Source organism: Robertmurraya siralis, assembly GCF_005502275.1.
Lineage (GTDB): Bacteria > Bacillota > Bacilli > Bacillales > Cytobacillaceae > Robertmurraya > Robertmurraya siralis.
In genome coordinates this window covers 77,466-93,065 of the sequence record NZ_SWLZ01000004.1, presented here as the reverse complement: position 1 = coordinate 93,065, position 15,600 = coordinate 77,466, and the positions used below count along the sequence as shown (strand labels likewise).

At 38.1% G+C, this 15,600-nt stretch carries 18 protein-coding genes; 2 read left to right on the top strand and 16 right to left on the bottom strand.

The window, feature by feature from the left end:
- Positions 1 to 111: 111 nt before the first annotated feature.
- From sigF to FCJ93_RS07090, 14 genes are all read right to left on the bottom strand, one after another.
- Complete coding sequence (sigF, locus tag FCJ93_RS07155; protein WP_095306627.1) at positions 112 to 870, bottom strand: RNA polymerase sporulation sigma factor SigF; 759 nt, start codon at positions 868 to 870, stop codon at positions 112 to 114.
- A 13-nt stretch (positions 871 to 883) separates the two neighbouring features.
- Positions 884 to 1,324: an anti-sigma F factor gene (gene spoIIAB, locus FCJ93_RS07150; protein ID WP_095306628.1), complete on the bottom strand. Its 441-nt coding sequence runs from the start codon at positions 1,322 to 1,324 to the stop codon at positions 884 to 886.
- A gap of 3 nt (positions 1,325 to 1,327) precedes the next feature.
- Positions 1,328 to 1,678 carry an anti-sigma F factor antagonist gene (gene spoIIAA, locus FCJ93_RS07145; RefSeq protein ID WP_095306629.1) on the bottom strand — a complete coding sequence of 117 codons (351 nt, stop codon included), beginning with the start codon at positions 1,676 to 1,678 and terminating at the stop codon, positions 1,328 to 1,330.
- Positions 1,679 to 1,847: 169 nt separating this feature from the next.
- Complete coding sequence (locus FCJ93_RS07140) at positions 1,848 to 3,017, bottom strand: D-alanyl-D-alanine carboxypeptidase family protein (protein WP_170943515.1); 1,170 nt, start codon at positions 3,015 to 3,017, stop codon at positions 1,848 to 1,850.
- 308 nt (positions 3,018 to 3,325) lie between these two features.
- Positions 3,326 to 4,165: an ankyrin repeat domain-containing protein gene (locus FCJ93_RS07135; RefSeq protein WP_170211228.1), complete on the bottom strand. Its 840-nt coding sequence runs from the start codon at positions 4,163 to 4,165 to the stop codon at positions 3,326 to 3,328.
- Positions 4,166 to 4,441: 276 nt separating this feature from the next.
- Positions 4,442 to 5,746, bottom strand: coding sequence for a pyrimidine-nucleoside phosphorylase (locus tag FCJ93_RS07130; RefSeq protein ID WP_095306633.1), 1,305 nt, complete (start codon positions 5,744 to 5,746; stop codon positions 4,442 to 4,444).
- Between the two features lie 40 nt (positions 5,747 to 5,786).
- Positions 5,787 to 6,605 carry a purine-nucleoside phosphorylase gene (locus FCJ93_RS07125; protein ID WP_095306634.1) on the bottom strand — a complete coding sequence of 273 codons (819 nt, stop codon included), beginning with the start codon at positions 6,603 to 6,605 and terminating at the stop codon, positions 5,787 to 5,789.
- A gap of 14 nt (positions 6,606 to 6,619) precedes the next feature.
- Complete coding sequence (deoB, locus tag FCJ93_RS07120; RefSeq protein ID WP_095306635.1) at positions 6,620 to 7,798, bottom strand: phosphopentomutase; 1,179 nt, start codon at positions 7,796 to 7,798, stop codon at positions 6,620 to 6,622.
- 199 nt (positions 7,799 to 7,997) lie between these two features.
- Positions 7,998 to 8,891: a site-specific tyrosine recombinase XerD gene (xerD, locus tag FCJ93_RS07115; RefSeq protein WP_095306636.1), complete on the bottom strand. Its 894-nt coding sequence runs from the start codon at positions 8,889 to 8,891 to the stop codon at positions 7,998 to 8,000.
- A gap of 5 nt (positions 8,892 to 8,896) precedes the next feature.
- Complete coding sequence (locus tag FCJ93_RS07110) at positions 8,897 to 9,124, bottom strand: YqzK family protein (protein WP_095306637.1); 228 nt, start codon at positions 9,122 to 9,124, stop codon at positions 8,897 to 8,899.
- A gap of 388 nt (positions 9,125 to 9,512) precedes the next feature.
- Positions 9,513 to 9,962 carry a ferric iron uptake transcriptional regulator gene (fur, locus tag FCJ93_RS07105; protein WP_095306638.1) on the bottom strand — a complete coding sequence of 150 codons (450 nt, stop codon included), beginning with the start codon at positions 9,960 to 9,962 and terminating at the stop codon, positions 9,513 to 9,515.
- Between the two features lie 143 nt (positions 9,963 to 10,105).
- On the bottom strand, positions 10,106 to 10,747 hold the full coding sequence (spoIIM, locus tag FCJ93_RS07100; RefSeq protein ID WP_095306639.1) for a stage II sporulation protein M: 642 nt from the start codon (positions 10,745 to 10,747) through the stop codon (positions 10,106 to 10,108).
- 164 nt (positions 10,748 to 10,911) lie between these two features.
- Positions 10,912 to 12,084, bottom strand: coding sequence for an endonuclease Q family protein (locus FCJ93_RS07095; protein ID WP_095306640.1), 1,173 nt, complete (start codon positions 12,082 to 12,084; stop codon positions 10,912 to 10,914).
- Positions 12,081 to 12,632 carry an NUDIX domain-containing protein gene (locus FCJ93_RS07090; RefSeq protein ID WP_095306641.1) on the bottom strand — a complete coding sequence of 184 codons (552 nt, stop codon included), beginning with the start codon at positions 12,630 to 12,632 and terminating at the stop codon, positions 12,081 to 12,083. Before FCJ93_RS07090 ends, FCJ93_RS07095 begins: the two co-directional genes overlap by 4 nt.
- Positions 12,633 to 12,704: 72 nt before the next feature.
- Here FCJ93_RS07090 and mciZ point away from each other — a divergent pair, with 72 nt between their 5' ends.
- Both mciZ and FCJ93_RS07080 read left to right on the top strand, forming a co-directional pair.
- Complete coding sequence (gene mciZ, locus FCJ93_RS07085) at positions 12,705 to 12,842, top strand: Z-ring formation inhibitor MciZ (protein ID WP_095306642.1); 138 nt, start codon at positions 12,705 to 12,707, stop codon at positions 12,840 to 12,842.
- A gap of 62 nt (positions 12,843 to 12,904) precedes the next feature.
- On the top strand, positions 12,905 to 13,816 hold the full coding sequence (locus tag FCJ93_RS07080; protein ID WP_095306643.1) for an aldo/keto reductase: 912 nt from the start codon (positions 12,905 to 12,907) through the stop codon (positions 13,814 to 13,816).
- Between the two features lie 93 nt (positions 13,817 to 13,909).
- Here the strand turns inward: FCJ93_RS07080 and FCJ93_RS07075 are convergent, their stop codons facing one another.
- Positions 13,910 to 14,521: a YpmS family protein gene (locus FCJ93_RS07075; RefSeq protein ID WP_137743212.1), complete on the bottom strand. Its 612-nt coding sequence runs from the start codon at positions 14,519 to 14,521 to the stop codon at positions 13,910 to 13,912.
- 13 nt (positions 14,522 to 14,534) lie between these two features.
- Positions 14,535 to 15,473: an SGNH/GDSL hydrolase family protein gene (locus FCJ93_RS07070; RefSeq protein WP_095306645.1), complete on the bottom strand. Its 939-nt coding sequence runs from the start codon at positions 15,471 to 15,473 to the stop codon at positions 14,535 to 14,537.
- Positions 15,474 to 15,600: the final 127 nt, after the last annotated feature.

The window sequence follows — 15,600 nt, the reverse complement described above, 5'->3', positions numbered from 1 at the left end:
AATCACATCCCACACATTGATTTCCTTGTATAAATAGTATGAGTAACAGCTATTTCCTTCATGAACACCAAAAAGTGGGAACTCGGGCAAACGTAAAAAAGACCACACGGACTACACGTCCATATGGTCTTTCATTTGCTGCAGTATTTTCTTTTCTAAGCGCGAAACTTGCACTTGAGAGATTCCCAATCGCTCTGCTACTTCAGATTGGGTTTGATCTTTATAGTATCTTAAATAGACAATTAATCTTTCCCGTTCATCAAGCTCACGAATCGCTTCCTTTAGAGCAATTTTGTCAAACCATTTGCCTTCATTTCCATCATCGATCTGATCAAGTAAAGTGATCGGATCACCATCATTTTCATAGACGGTCTCATGAATCGAAGAAGGGGAACGGTTCGCATCTTGAGCGAGAATAATATCCTCAGAAGGAATATTTAAAAACTCAGACAGCTCATTAATCGTCGGAATTCTCCCGAGGTTTTTCGAAAGTTCATCCTTTGCTTTACGAATTTTATTACTCAATTCTTTTAGGGAGCGACTGACTTTGACCGTCCCATCATCGCGAATAAATCGCTGAATTTCACCAATGATCATCGGAACCGCATAGGTGGAAAACTTCACATCATAGGAGAGGTCAAATTTGTCCACTGATTTTAATAAACCAATGCAGCCAATTTGAAAGAGATCATCCGGTTCATACCCTCGATTAAGAAATCGTTGAACGACCGACCACACAAGGCGCATATTCTTCTGCACAATCATATCCCTTGCGTCGCCATCACCATCTTGGCTCTTTTTGATCAATTCCTTGACTTCATGGTCCTTTAAATATGTTTGATTTTTGTCTGATTTTACCTCCACATCCATAGGCAAGACTCCCTTAATTGCATAACATTTTACTCTTTGTTAAATGCTTTCTTAATCGAACCTCTGTACCTTCTCCTAAACTGGAGTGAATCTCGATTTCATCCATGAAGTTTTCCATAATGGTAAAGCCCATACCGGATCTTTCTAATTCAGGCTTTGTAGTAAATAGCGGTTGGCGGGCTTCATCAATATTGTTAATACCCAAACCGTGATCTTTGATCGTTATCTCGACAAAATCATCTTCTAATTTGACGGAAATGTAGACGATTCCCTCAGAATTATGTTCATATCCATGAATAATCGCGTTCGTCACCGCTTCAGAAACAACGGTTTTAATTTCTGTTAATTCGTCCATCGTCGGATCTAATTGTGCAATGAACGCAGCAACTGTAACCCGGGCAAACGATTCGTTTTGACTCAGCGCATTAAATTGCAAATGCATCTCATTTTTCATTGACTATGCTACCCCCAATCTTTCCAAAGCAAATTGTTCTGTCGGCTCTAGACGTATTATTTTAAATAAGCCTGACATATCAAATAATCTTTGGACACTTGGGGAAATTGCGCAGACGACCATTTCACCATGTTTTTGCTTAATTTGCTTATATCGACCAAGAATCACACCTAAGCCTGAGCTATCCATAAAGGTTAAAGATTCTAAATTCAAGACAATATGACGAATTTGATGTTCTTCAATTGCCTTTGTTGCCCGTTCACGCAATTCATCTGCAAAATGATGATCCAACTCACCACTAAGACGAATGCATAAAACATCTTGCTTGACTTCCAATTCAATGTCTAGACTCACTACTCCAACCTCCTTAGTCTTTCATAGTGAGTCAATTCGTTACTTAGCGCTCAATTTCCTTCTTACAGACAAAACTAGTAACAATTCGCTAAAAAAAGTTGGAATAAAAGACATTTCGACAAAGGCTTTGATCATGCGTTTTCATGAAAGGAAACTGCACAACTGTGTTTTAATCTCCAGCCTTCGTAAACATGCCAAAGGAGCGTTTATATAAAATCCACCAGCTCGCTTTTTTGACATCTTTACTTGCAACTAATGGACTCTGAACAAGCGTTTTTCCATCCTTCATAAGCTTTAATTGTCCAACTTCGTCACCTTTTTTAAGAGGAGCTTTAATATTCTCCTTAATCATGATTTCCTGTTGAACATCTTTAACATTTTCTCCCTTTTTCGTTAAGATAGAAATTGGCTCACTTGTTACAGCATCCACTTTTTTCAAATCTCCTTTACTCACTTTCGCTTTCTCAATGGAGACATTGCGTTCATATAATGGATGTGTTTCATATTGACTGAAGGCATAGTCGAGCATTTTCGTCACTTGGGCATTTCGCGCTTTTGATGTCGGAGCCCCAAATACAACGGCAATAACACGCATGTCGTTTTTTTCAGCGGTTGCGGTTAAACAATATTGCGCTTCACTCGTATATCCTGTCTTCAGTCCATCAACTCCTGGATAGAATTTAACAAGCCGATTTGTGTTCACTAACCAAAATTTTTTATCCGATTTTTCTCGCAAATAGGATTCATATGTCCCAGTAAATTTGGTAATATCCTCATACTTCAATAATTCCTTCGCAATAATGGCCATATCATGTGCAGTACTATAATGGTTATCTGCAGGCAAGCCAGTTGTATTTTGGAACTGGGTATTTTTAAGCCCCAGCTCTTTTACTTTTTTATTCATCGCTTCTACAAATGCTTCCTCCGAGCCAGCTATCCTTTCTGCCACTGCCACAGATGCATCGTTAGCTGAACCGATGGCAATTGCTCTTAGCATTTCCTCTGTTGTCATTTCTTCACCTGGTTCAAGAAAAACCTGTGATCCTCCCATTGAGGCTGCATACTCACTTGTGCGAACTTTTTCTTCCATTTTTAATTTTCCACTTTCAATTGCCTCCATAATTAAAAGCATCGTCATAATTTTCGTCATGCTTGCAGGAGGTAATTTTTCATTGCTATTTTTATCATAAAGTACTGTGCCAGTATCTCTTTCAATAAGGATGGCGGATTTTGCATTATCCGCTAATTCTACACTTGTTTTTTCTTCTGCAAACACAGCAGGGGTAATGAATGATGTAACCAATAACGATATTAGAAACATAGATACAAACCTTCTCATGACATAACCCTCCATTCTTTATAGATCCATTTTTCACCAATAAATCTAAAATTATACAAGGAAAATCATGCACAGAGTAAAAATTGGGTTTTAAGGAAAAAGATAGAGTTGAAAAAGTTATGGCACAGCAAGTTGCTAATGCCGAATCTCAGTTGTTTTCGGGGATTTTTTTATTTAATTGCGGATCTTCTCTTAAAAACTGTGGTTTAAAACAAGTGAAGACAGTCGAATTCAGTACGCTCCACTTGCTTTTCCTGATTATAAAAGGAAAGGGATTCCTTCCGTTTCTTTATTATTGAACAAATCTCTTAATCTTCATTTAAAATATCAACTAGACGCTTACCATGTATATCGGTGATATTTTTATTAGCTCCTTTTTTTAATAAAATACTTATCATTTCTTTATTTTTATTTAAAGCAGCTTGAAAAAGTGCTGTTCTGCCTTCATTATCTTTCGCTTCAATGTCGGCATTATGATTAATCAATAGTGTTACTACATCAGGATGATCGTATATACTGGCGATCATTAAAGGCGTTGAATTTCCAGATTCCTCACAAATAATATCTACTTTTGCATTGTTACGTAATAAAAGACGAACTATTTCCGTATATCCTTCACTCGCTGCTATATACAACGGGGAAAAACCATATTGGTCTTTCAAATTAATATTTGCACCAGAGTGAACCAATAACTTTACACACTCTGTAGAGCCTTCTTGCGTAGCCCAGTGTAATGGGGAATACCCTGTTCCGTTTTGGTCTTGTTCATTTACATTCAACCCTTTTTTGAGCAATCGCTTTATAATTTCAACTCTGCCTCTTGCTGCAGCAGCATGCAGAGGGGTAAAACCATTGCGGTTTAATTCTAAATTACAGTTGTAAGCTATTAATAAATCGACCATTTCTTTATGCCCTTTTAGGCAAGCAATTTCAATAGGTGTGTAATTTTCATGATCCAAACTGTCAATGTTTGCTCCATGCTCTAACAAATATTTTACGATTTCTAAATTCCCCTCTTGTACGGCCCAATGAAGTGCTGTATATCCATCTTCATCTCCTCTATTAATGCTCCAACCTGCATTAAGTATATTTTTCACTTTTACTAAATCATTATGAGCAGCGGCTTGAAAAATATCCATATATTTCATAATACCTCCTAAAAAAATACTAATTAGAGACATACTTGATTCGTTCGGTTTCTCAACAATAACTTTTTGATGCAGCGGGCAACTAAATAATAGCAAAATGTCTCTTGAATGGCAGCAAAAATCTTTTTAAGCGTGACTTTGTTATATAACGATGTTGATTTTTTGGCTCATTTTCTTCCAGCCTTTCAGTTTGCTCTGTGACTGAGATTTCGCAACAAAAAGAAAGACCATCAACATATTATTTGTTGATGGTCCAGTTTGAAGTTCACTGCTGTTTTATTCCGTAATTATTTCATATATAAGGGTTGGTGCATCCACTTTTGATGGTGAGACTTTAATATTTCGATAGAGTTTTTCTTTCACTTCGCTGACGTCTTCAAAATTGCTGTAAATCGTCACAAGTGATTGACCTTTTGTCACTTTATCACCAATTTTTTTATTGAGGATAAAGCCGACTGCTAAATCGATGTTTGACTCTTTTGTCGCTCTACCTGCTCCAAGAAGCATCGCTGCCGTTCCTATTTCATCAGCGACCATTTCTGTTACATAGCCATCTTCTTTTGCTTCTAATTCAAAAATGTATTTTGCTTGTGGAAGCTTGGACGGGTCATCCACAACTGAACTGTCTCCACCTTGTGACTGTAAAAAGGTTTTAAATACTTCCAAAGCAGTTCCATTTTCAATGACAACTTGTAGCTTCTCTCGTGCTTCTTGGAGATTACTCGCCTTATTGGCCAAAAGCACCATCTGACTTCCAAGGGCAAGGCACAGCTCTGTTAAATCTTCCGGTCCCTCCCCTTTTAATGTATCAATTGCTTCTTTGACCTCTAAAGCATTGCCAATCGCAAAGCCAAGTGGCTGATTCATATCAGATATAACCGCCATTGTCTTTCTGCCCACATTATTACCGATTCGAACCATTGCTTTCGCAAGCGCCCGGGAATCTTCAATCGTTTTCATAAAGGCTCCGGCACCGGTTTTTACATCCAAAACGATGGCATCGGCGCCAGCAGCAATTTTTTTACTCATAATCGAGCTAGCAATGAGCGGAATGCTGTCCACTGTCGCCGTCACATCTCGCAGGGCATAAAGCTTCTTATCTGCTGGCGTTAAATTTCCACTTTGGCCGATGACAGCTAGCTTATTCTTATTTACTAAACGAATAAATTCTTCCTTTGTTATTTCAACATGAAATCCAGAAATCGATTCCAATTTATCAATGGTTCCACCAGTATGGCCAAGACCGCGTCCTGACATTTTTGCAACTGGCACTCCAACCGAAGCGACCAAGGGACCTAGTACAAGGGTCGTGGTGTCTCCCACTCCCCCAGTTGAATGCTTATCAACCTTAATCCCTTCTATCGCTGAAAGATCTATCTGCTCCCCTGAGCGAACCATCGCCAACGTAAGATCTGCCCGTTCTTTTTCAGTCATCCCTTGAAAATAAATCGCCATTGTCAGTGCACTTACTTGATAATCTGGGATTTCACCTTTAGTGTATCCTTCAATAATGAACTGAATCTCTTCTGTGGTTAGTTCTTTTCCGTCTCGCTTCTTTTCAATTAAATCGACCATTCTCACGTGTATTCACCACTTTTTCAGAAATAGATGATTATCGGTTTTACTTTAATTCCTTGATCATTGCTTTGACAAAACGAAGAAAATTTTCTTTCACTTTTTCTGTTGTTTCAATTACTTCTTCATGGTTTAACGGTTGATCAAGAATGCCGGAAGCCATGTTCGAAATACAAGATATTCCTAACACTTCAAGACCGCTATGGCGAGCTACGATTACCTCTGGAACTGTCGACATTCCCACTGCATCGCCACCCATTACCCGTAGCATCCTTACTTCAGCAGGCGTTTCATATGTAGGACCCGTATTGCCAACGTATACACCTTCTTGAAGCTTAATGTTTAACTGTGAAGCAATCGCTTTGGCTTTATGAATAAGTTCTTTTGAATACGCCTCTGACATATCCGGAAATCTTGCACCTAATCGCGAATCATTCTTTCCAATTAAAGGATTAGAGCCCATATTATTAATATGATCAGTAATTAGCATAAGGTCACCAGCTGAAAAAGACTCGTTGATGCCTCCAGCAGCATTTGTCACAATAAGCGACTTCACCCCGAGTTCTTTCATTACTCGAACCGGGAAAGTCACTTGCTCAAAGCTGTAGCCCTCATAATAATGAAATCTTCCTTGCATGGCTACAACAGGTGCCCCGTTTAATTGGCCGAAAACTAACTGACCGGCATGGCCTTCCACAGTCGATACTGGAAAATCAGGAATTTCCTGATAAGGAATGCTTACTGCATTTTCAATTTCATCAGCCAGTACTCCTAGCCCAGAACCGAGGATGAGGCCAATTTCAGGTTTCAAATCGAGCTTTTTTTGTAAATACTCAGTTGCTGCTACAATGTTTTCATAATTCATTCATGATCCCTCCACTACTTTAAATCACCAAGAAAGCTTTGTCCGTAATTAGGGAGCTTTACTTTAAAGTTTTCAGCTACTGTTGCCCCAATATCAGCAAACGTCTCCCGTATTGGCAATGACTTCCCTTCTATATTTTTTGCATAAACAAGCAACGGAACATATTCACGGGTATGGTCTGTTCCATGATGTACAGGGTCGTTTCCATGGTCTGCTGTTATAATAAGCAAATCATCTTCCTGTAATTTTGCCAATACCTCTGGCAATCTTGCATCATATTCTTCAAGAGCCTTTCCATATCCTTCCGGATCTCTTCTATGTCCGAATAAAGCATCAAAATCGACTAAGTTTAAAAAGCTTAATCCAGTAAAATCCATATCCAATGTTTGCACAAGCTTATCCATGCCATCCATATTAGAAACCGTTCGCAACGATTCCGTTACCCCTTCTCCATCATAAATATCAGAGATTTTTCCAATCGCAATAACATCGAGGCCTGCATCTTTTAATTCATTCATGACCGTTCGAGCAAATGGTTTTAATGCATAATCATGTCTGTTAGCGGTTCTTTTAAAAGCACCGGGCTCTCCGACAAATGGTCGAGCAATCACGCGTCCGACCATATACTTCTCATCAAGTGTCAGTTCGCGAGCTATTTTGCAAATTTTATATTGTTCTTCAATAGGGATAATGTCTTCGTGAGCAGCAATTTGCAGAACAGAATCAGCCGACGTATAAACGATTAAATCACCGGTTTTCATATGCTCCTCACCAAGCTCCACGAGAATCTCGGTTCCACTTGCAGGCTTATTACCGATAATCTTTCTTCCTGTTCTTGCTTCAAGCTCGGAAATTAATTCTTCAGGAAATCCATTCGGAAATACGCGGAAGGGAGTATCAATATTCAACCCCATAATTTCCCAGTGCCCTGTCATCGTATCCTTTCCGCTCGAAGCCTCCTGCATTTTTGTATGAACAGCTAACGGTTTCTCTGCTTTTTCGATTCCTTTAATTTCACGGATATTGCTGAGACCCAGTTTTCCCATATTCGGCATATGAAGACCATTCATCCTTTCGGCAATATGCCCTAATGTATCTGCTCCCTTATCGCCAAACTGTTCTGCATCTGGTGCTTCACCGATTCCTACAGAATCCATGACAATTAAAAAGATTCGTTTATATTGAAATGTCATTCAATCTCCTCCTTGGCAACATCATTGATTATTGACTATTAATCACCGTTGATCATTTATATTGCTTACTTTTCCCTGCTTTAAACATAGAATACAATTGACTTTAATTCGTCGGAAGTCTGACATCTATATTTTACTAAAAAGTGGCAAGAAAAAGCTACCTATAAATCCTAAGTAGCCGAAAAAATCTATTACTCTATTAGGCACGCGGGTGAAACTTACTATATACATCCTTCAAGCGTGTCTTCGTTACATGGGTATAAATTTGTGTTGTTGAAATATCAGCATGTCCAAGCATTTCTTGAACTGCTCTTAAGTCTGCACCATTTTCCAATAAATGAGTGGCAAAGGAATGGCGTAACGTATGAGGAGTAAGATCTTTTTGAATACCAGCTTCACTCGTAAGCCGTTTTAAAATCTTCCAAAAACCTTGCCTTGTTAATCTTTTTCCGTGATGATTTAAAAATAAGGCATCATCCCTATGTTTTTTCGAGACAAAATTCGGTCGCCCGTTATCTAAATATTCCTGAATGGCGTTTGTTGCAGACTTTCCTAATGGGATAATTCTTTCTTTATTCCCTTTTCCAATACAACGGACAAATCCCATCGTTAAATGGGCATCATCTATATTCAAACTAATAAGTTCACTAACTCGAATCCCAGTCGCATAAAGAAGCTCAAGCATCGCTTTATCTCTTTTTCCATAATGGTTCTCAGCCTTTGGCGAATCTAGCAACCGCTCTACTTCATTCATGCTTAAAACTTTAGGAAGACTTCTCTCAAGCCTTGGTGTATCGATGTGAACGGAAGGATCTTGTTCAACAATTCGCTCCCTTAACATAAATTGATGAAAAGCACGTATAGAAGCAGTATGACGAGCCATTGTTTTTGCTGATTTACCCTGTTCTTTTAAGAACCCTAGAAAATGAACAATTTGCGCTCGTTGAACATTCTGAAAATGCGAGATTCCTTCGTTTTCTTGCAAAAATTTAATATAGCTTTTCAAATCTCGTTCATATGAAATAAGCGTATTTTCTGCTAGTCCTTTTTCGACTAGTAAGAAATGGATAAAATCTTTCAGTTGAAGCTCCATGAACATTACTCCCCGTTTAAGTAAAACAAAATTAACCGATTGAACCATGATGGCGTTTCCTCATTGACATTTGCCGATACTTTAATCGCTGATCCACTTGGCTCATCATAGCGGTGATAATCCTGATACTCTTCATTTACCCATATAATACCATAGTAAAAAAGAATTGTGCATGCTGTGAATAGCAAAAATACTTTAAATGTATTTAATACAAGCTTAAGCCATGATTTCATTTTATTCGTTCCTCCAAAACAGCTCATATAGTTGTTCAATTTAAAAAAATGCCTAGCCACTTACATAACAACTAAAAGAACATCCTTATAGTAAAAGATATGCCAAATAGGACAAGAAATATACCTCCCATACATATCTCTTTAAGCTCTTATCGGTATAATATCGGAAAAACGAGAATAAAAACAATATATCGAGTTGTTCCTGCAAAGATGAACTTAAGAACCTTCCTTCGCGCTCATGACTATACAAACTGTAAAAGTCCAGATCTTGTGCCAGAGGCTGACTTAGCGAAAACGGATTAACATTAAACGCTTGTGCTAGACGTAAACGTATGCCTTTTCCCAAACAACAAAAAAGCCTTTTTCCAGGTAGAAAAAGGCTTTTATCTTATTCTTCATCTTTATCTTGACAACGATAGCAAATTCCATGAAAGGTTAGGCGATGATCTTTAATTTTAAAGTTCCATCTTTGTTCCACAACAGCTTCTACGTCCTCTAATAGATCCTCTTGGATTTCATCAACAGCGCCACATTCAATACAAACTAAATGATGATGGAAATGCGCAGCCCCCTCTTGTCTTAAATCATAGCGGGAAACGCCATCTCCAAAATTTATTTTGTCTACTATTTTTAACTCCGTTAATAACTCTAGTGTTCTATAAACAGTTGCTAAACCAATTTCAGGTGACTTCTCTTTAACAAGGAGGTAGACATCTTCAGCGCTTAAATGATCCTCTTCGTGCTCTAACAAAACTCTCACGGTCGCCTCACGCTGAGGTGTTAACTTATAGCTAGATGAATGTAAATGCTTCTTAATTCTTTCAATTCTTGTTTCCATTATGATTTGTCCTCCTCGCCACTGTCACGCTTTTATTATAACAGAGAGCTGAGCAATTTCAAAATAAAATCATTACAATCAAGGAAAGAAAATGATTTTTAAATAACAATCATTTTAATTTATTAACTATTCAAGGCTTCTGTTTACTGTACTGCACTTACTACCAGCTTCATTAAAGTCGGTGATACGTAAGCTTCAATGCCTGCCGCAGCCATTAATATGGCGAGTACAGCGATATAAGCCAGTACATATCTACCAAGCAACGGAAAAATAGGCTGACCTAACTTCTTCATAAATTGTCTTCTAATCATTTTAATAGAAAACGCCACTGATAGAGTTGCGCCAAAAATAAAGATAGGAATGATGATTAAATTTTGTGGCAAGATCGACACAAAAGAAAGTAAAAATCCATTCCATCCCATTTGATTAACTAAAAAGCCGACTGTAAAACCAACAACCATGCCTTTAATAAATAATAGCACAAGTATAACAGGAAGTCCGATAATTGAAATCCCTAATATCCACATTAAACCAACAAATTTACTATTGTGGAAAAAGCTCTGCATGAATAAATCATTAGAAGCGGCGACTTTTCCATCTGATACTTGTCCAAAAAACTGAGATAAATAATAAAATAAATCTTCTTTTTGCGTTAAGCTCAAGCTATTTACTACGACCGCTCCAAAAATCACTCCCATAAGAAAGAGGACGACCACAAACAAATATATGGACGAATGTTCGCGAAAATGATTAATGACAATATCCTGGTACTTCTTTTTCTTCATGCCATGGCCTCCTAAAGTTCTAAATAGACTTACAATAAAATGTATGCCTTATTGAACTCTTATATGACATGAGAATCTATTAAAAAAGAAGAATCTATTAATCGTCCATTTTTTAACAAATGTACTTTACCAGCAACGAGAATGAATCTTGTCTTATCTAACAACTAATCCAATTTAGCAGAAATTTTTCCATATTTACCGCCGCCACCAGCAGCTAAAGACAAGGTTCCCCTTCTCGCTTGAACAATATATTGTGCGATTTTTTCTGGTACAACCTCATATAAAGCAGACTCCGGCACTGTATGCAAAATTGCCATTTCGGTCCCAAAGTGATTCAACAGCTTATCAAACCATTTCGGACCAAGCCCAGGAATAAATTGCAGCGGAACTTGAGCAATATATGGAGGTCGCTGCAACCGTCCATGATCAGACGTTTTTAACTCACTTATACGCTCCGCAACCCCTTTTATCACTTTTCCATGACCGCACTGTTGACATATTTTTTGATACTGATCTGCTCTCGCGAAACATTTTGCACAAACTGTTTGATGGTATTTTCCTAAAAGTGGATCAAGTCCATAGTTTTCGACAATTTGCTGGCCGTTTGTCTCTCTTAGCGCTTCTTCTAAATGGATAAAGGTCGCTTTTTCCATACGGATTTTTTGATATTCCCTTGCAATTTTTGCAAGCGAATGGGCATCAGAATTAGTTAAAAAAGGATAAGAATGAAGCTCTATTATTTGATCCGCCATTTGTGTATCCGCGCTTAACCCAAGTTCAATGCCAGCGATTAGTGAAGGATCAAAAACTTCTGTTAATGATTTCTTTACCCCTTTTCCATAAAGGCTTTTAAATGGCGTAAATACATGGGCTGGCATAAATAAACCAGCAAGCTCCTTTACTTTTTCTTGCAGTTCCCTTCCAGTTACATAAACACGCTGTGAGCTTAAATGAATATTTTTCAGATGATTTGTTAGCCAGTCGGAAAAACTTTTCATTGCCTTAAGATTTGCAAAGTAACAGAGGACATGAATTGGACCATTCGTTCCCTCATCATAGATTTCAAGTTCCGAGCCCGGAATGACTGTCAACCCTTCATAATAAAGACCACCTTCCTCAAGCTCAAGCAATTTTCCTTCCTCTAGAAGCCGCTCCATTTCCATGATCACTTCAGGTGAATGACAATCTATAATCCCAACCATATGTAGCCCTTTCAAATCCCTTGCATGGGCAATGATATTTGAAAAAGTCAATGTTTTTGCTCCTGTAATTTTAACCGCTCGACCTGTTTCCGTTCTGCCAATATGGATATGTAAATCTACAAAATAATCGTTCACTTTTTCAACGCCTCTTGAAGTTGTAAATATTGAATCGCATAAGCTGTTTTTGCATCATAAACCCGTTGTTCCCTCACGAACTCAATCGCCTCTTCCAATGTAACCTCCAGCACGTTCACAAACTCATCCTCATCAAGGCTTGCTGCATTTTCTTTCTTTACTAACCCCTTTGCCACATATAAATGGACAATTTCATCTGCAAATCCTGGTGATGTGTAAAAAGAAATAAGCCATTCTAACGATTGACTCTCATAGCCCGTTTCCTCTTCGAGTTCTCTTACCGCTGTATATGCAGGCTCCTCCCCTTTTTCTAGCTTGCCCGCTGGTATTTCGACCAATACCTTCTCCATCGGTTTACGATACTGCTCAACCATAACGATTTTATTGTCGCTTGTAATGGGGATGACCGCAACCGCTCCAGGGTGCTTTACAATTTCCCGTGTTGATGTATTTCCATTCGGTAATTCTACCTCATCCACTTGAAGGCGAATTATTCTCCCTGAAAAAATTGGTTCTGTCTTAATGGTCTTTTCCTCAAGACTTTTCATCATAAGTCCTCCAGTTCTATTCCTAAATGATCTGTACATATAGTGTAGCATACTTAATTTGGAGGAGTATGAATGAAGGTATATGTGCATAAAAGAAAGATAATTCTGATTGGCAAAGCTCAAGAAGTACAAAAGAAACTAACACAATATAATCAATATCATCATTATGTCAATGATTGGATTCAACATATAAAAAACAATAAAGTCTAGCAATTAGTTTGTTCTTTGTTCTTCATTTTTTATACAATAAAATAAAAGAAGAGGTGAAGAAAATGAAAAAAAACAGGCTAGGAAAATCTGATTTGCAAGTGACAGAATTAGGTCTGGGTTGCATGTCCCTAGGAACAGACAAAGCTCATGCCCAAAAAATCATTGAAGCTGCCTTAGATGAAGGAATTAACTATTTTGATACTGCTGATTTATACGACTTCGGCGTGAACGAAGAAATCGTTGGTAAATCATTAAAGCAGGTTCGCGACCAAGTCATTATTGCCACTAAAGTGGGCAATCGCTGGAATGAACAGAAAGACGGATGGCGCTGGGATCCTTCAAAACATTATATTAAAGAAGCGGTCAAACAAAATTTAAAGCGCCTCGAAACAGATTATATCGATCTCTATCAACTTCACGGAGGAACGATTGAAGACAATATTGATGAAACAATTGAAGCTTTCGAAGAATTACAAGCAGAAGGGTTTATTCGTTATTACGGCATTTCCTCGATCCGTCCAAATGTGATTCGTGAATATGCGAAAAAATCGAACATTGTTTCCGTCATGATGCAATATAGTATTCTTGACCGAAAGCCTGAAGAGAAAGTACTTCCCTTCCTTCATGAACAGCAGATCAGTGTCGTAACACGTGGCTCTGTCGCCAAGGGACTCTTAAGTGAAAAAGCTCTGGAAAAGGCTTCTCCGTCCGGATACTTGGAGCATAGCTATGATGAGCTTCAACAAATCATCACAGAACTACAGGAAAAGGTCGCCGATTCTCGCCCGTTAACGGAAGTTGCTTTACGCTACAATCTAGCAAATCCTGCCGTTGCATCTGTCATTGTTGGAGCAAGCTCCATTGGGCAACTGCAAGAAAACGTAAAAGCCGTAAACTCTGCTCCACTGACGAAAGAAGAGGTAGCATTGATTCAGAAGATTGCGCGTGCACATACATATCCAGCTCATCGGTAATCGGAAACCATTCCGAATGTAATTATCCAAGGTAAATAAAGTACGGTTCTCTCACCACCAATTCCCAATTGGTAGCACAAGAACCGTACCCCGCTATAGACCTAAGGTTTTATTTGGCACTTTTATTCTGAAGGTGATCTGATCATTCTTCAAATCAAAGCTCTGAACCTTTACCTTAAAGTTACTTTTGATTTCCATTTGGGTAATACCAATATAAATGGATTGACTACTCGGGGCAATATTGACCCAATTAGGTGTTTCTAATTCTTTTTTCACGTATTCAAGAATCTTCTTTTCTGGTAATTGCAGTAAGCCTAACGACATGTCTGAAGCATATAAAACAAGGTCGCCATTCTCTTGTACCGAGGGCTCCAACGTAATGGAGAGGGGAATTTCAGTTTGAAAGGCTTCAATTGACCCTAGTAATCTAACATTTTCACCAAAATCAACGGTGTATTTATCGCTTTGATCCTTCATAAATTTATCGACATATTCATTGACTAACTCACTTAAATTTTGCTTGCTTGAGTTGACCGTAAATTCAGCGCCCGGCTCCTCCTCAATATAAGTTTTCTCGGGCATTTCTGCTCCAGATACTGGCCATAGCAATAGCGTGAAAAAAAGAATGAATAGAATAGCATTTACTCCAGCCAATCCTATAAATAATTGCTTCCATGACGGTTTTCTTTTTATCTGTATTCTCATTTTTCCCCACCTTCTATTCGGTCTCATCACTTGGCAATCCCGACTGTTCATTAAAATCATCCAAATACTCGAGCACACGCTCAGCCATCAATTTATACCCGCTTGTATTAGGGTGAAAATGATCATCAGATAAGAGGTTGATCGTTGAGTTAGAAAACAAATCTTTAGTCGGAATGTAGATTACATTTTCAAATTCCTCTGTCACCAATTCGCTTGCATGATTCCAATTATCAAGAATGATATCTAATTGTTCAATATCTCCGAAGACACGCTCAAATGGATTGTAAAAGCCAACCAAATAGATTTCCAACTCTGGATTTAGTTCATTCATTTTCGTAAAAATAGCTCTTAATCTCTCAACATAGTTTACTCTTTCTTTTTCAAAAGGCTCCATGTTAAGATTCGTGTAATTACTTCGAACCACTTTCATAATATCATTTGCACCAATTGTGACGAGTACAATGTCTGCCTTCTTAATTGTTGATGCAATCTCGTCATTTTCCAGCCTAAGTAATAATTGATCCGTTCGATTGCCCCTTTTTCCCAAGTTCTCAATCGAAATATGAATATTCTGCTCTTCAAACGTATGATTGAGAATTCCGACATAACCGCCATTATCCGTTTCATCTCCTACACCTTCTGTGAGAGAATCACCGATTGCAACGATTTTTTTATCATCATTAAAGAAACGAATTGCTCCTTCGATTATTTCCTTAACTTTCTCTTTAATCACCACTGTCACTGATTGTTCCTGCCCAGTATCCTCTTCTTGTTCTTCTTCACCATCAATATCATCAGAATGATTCTCTACATCCTCATCATTCATACTTGATACAACACTCACATTTTTTCCCTCAGGTGCAGTTTGAGCTGTTCCTGAAATAAATATATACAGAAGGAAACAGGCGATGATAAGAACAGCTGCTATAACCCACACTTTAATTCCCTTCAATTCTCCACACCACCAATATCAAAATCTATGCATTGTAAAGTCAACAAATCATTTTATCATTCATTATATGTTAAAGTAAGTGGATTTTAAAACCAGCTGCCTCAAGGCTGGCCATAGTCTCCAAAAG

What these genes read in the sequence shown, in the direction of transcription:
- sigF (WP_095306627.1), bottom strand. Translation starts at nt 870, where the DNA reads ATGGATGTGGAGGTAAAATCAGACAAAAATCAAACATATTTAAAGGAC.
- spoIIAB (WP_095306628.1), bottom strand. Translation starts at nt 1,324, where the DNA reads ATGAAAAATGAGATGCATTTGCAATTTAATGCGCTGAGTCAAAACGAA.
- FCJ93_RS07140 (WP_170943515.1), bottom strand. Translation starts at nt 3,017, where the DNA reads ATGAGAAGGTTTGTATCTATGTTTCTAATATCGTTATTGGTTACATCA.
- FCJ93_RS07135 (WP_170211228.1), bottom strand. Translation starts at nt 4,165, where the DNA reads ATGAAATATATGGATATTTTTCAAGCCGCTGCTCATAATGATTTAGTA.
- FCJ93_RS07125 (WP_095306634.1), bottom strand. Translation starts at nt 6,605, where the DNA reads ATGAATTATGAAAACATTGTAGCAGCAACTGAGTATTTACAAAAAAAG.
- deoB (WP_095306635.1), bottom strand. Translation starts at nt 7,798, where the DNA reads ATGACATTTCAATATAAACGAATCTTTTTAATTGTCATGGATTCTGTA.
- xerD (WP_095306636.1), bottom strand. Translation starts at nt 8,891, where the DNA reads ATGGAGCTTCAACTGAAAGATTTTATCCATTTCTTACTAGTCGAAAAA.
- FCJ93_RS07110 (WP_095306637.1), bottom strand. Translation starts at nt 9,124, where the DNA reads ATGAAATCATGGCTTAAGCTTGTATTAAATACATTTAAAGTATTTTTG.
- fur (WP_095306638.1), bottom strand. Translation starts at nt 9,962, where the DNA reads ATGGAAACAAGAATTGAAAGAATTAAGAAGCATTTACATTCATCTAGC.
- spoIIM (WP_095306639.1), bottom strand. Translation starts at nt 10,747, where the DNA reads ATGAAGAAAAAGAAGTACCAGGATATTGTCATTAATCATTTTCGCGAA.
- FCJ93_RS07090 (WP_095306641.1), bottom strand. Translation starts at nt 12,632, where the DNA reads ATGAAAAGTCTTGAGGAAAAGACCATTAAGACAGAACCAATTTTTTCA.
- mciZ (WP_095306642.1), top strand. Translation starts at nt 12,705, where the DNA reads ATGAAGGTATATGTGCATAAAAGAAAGATAATTCTGATTGGCAAAGCT.
- FCJ93_RS07080 (WP_095306643.1), top strand. Translation starts at nt 12,905, where the DNA reads ATGAAAAAAAACAGGCTAGGAAAATCTGATTTGCAAGTGACAGAATTA.
- FCJ93_RS07075 (WP_137743212.1), bottom strand. Translation starts at nt 14,521, where the DNA reads ATGAGAATACAGATAAAAAGAAAACCGTCATGGAAGCAATTATTTATA.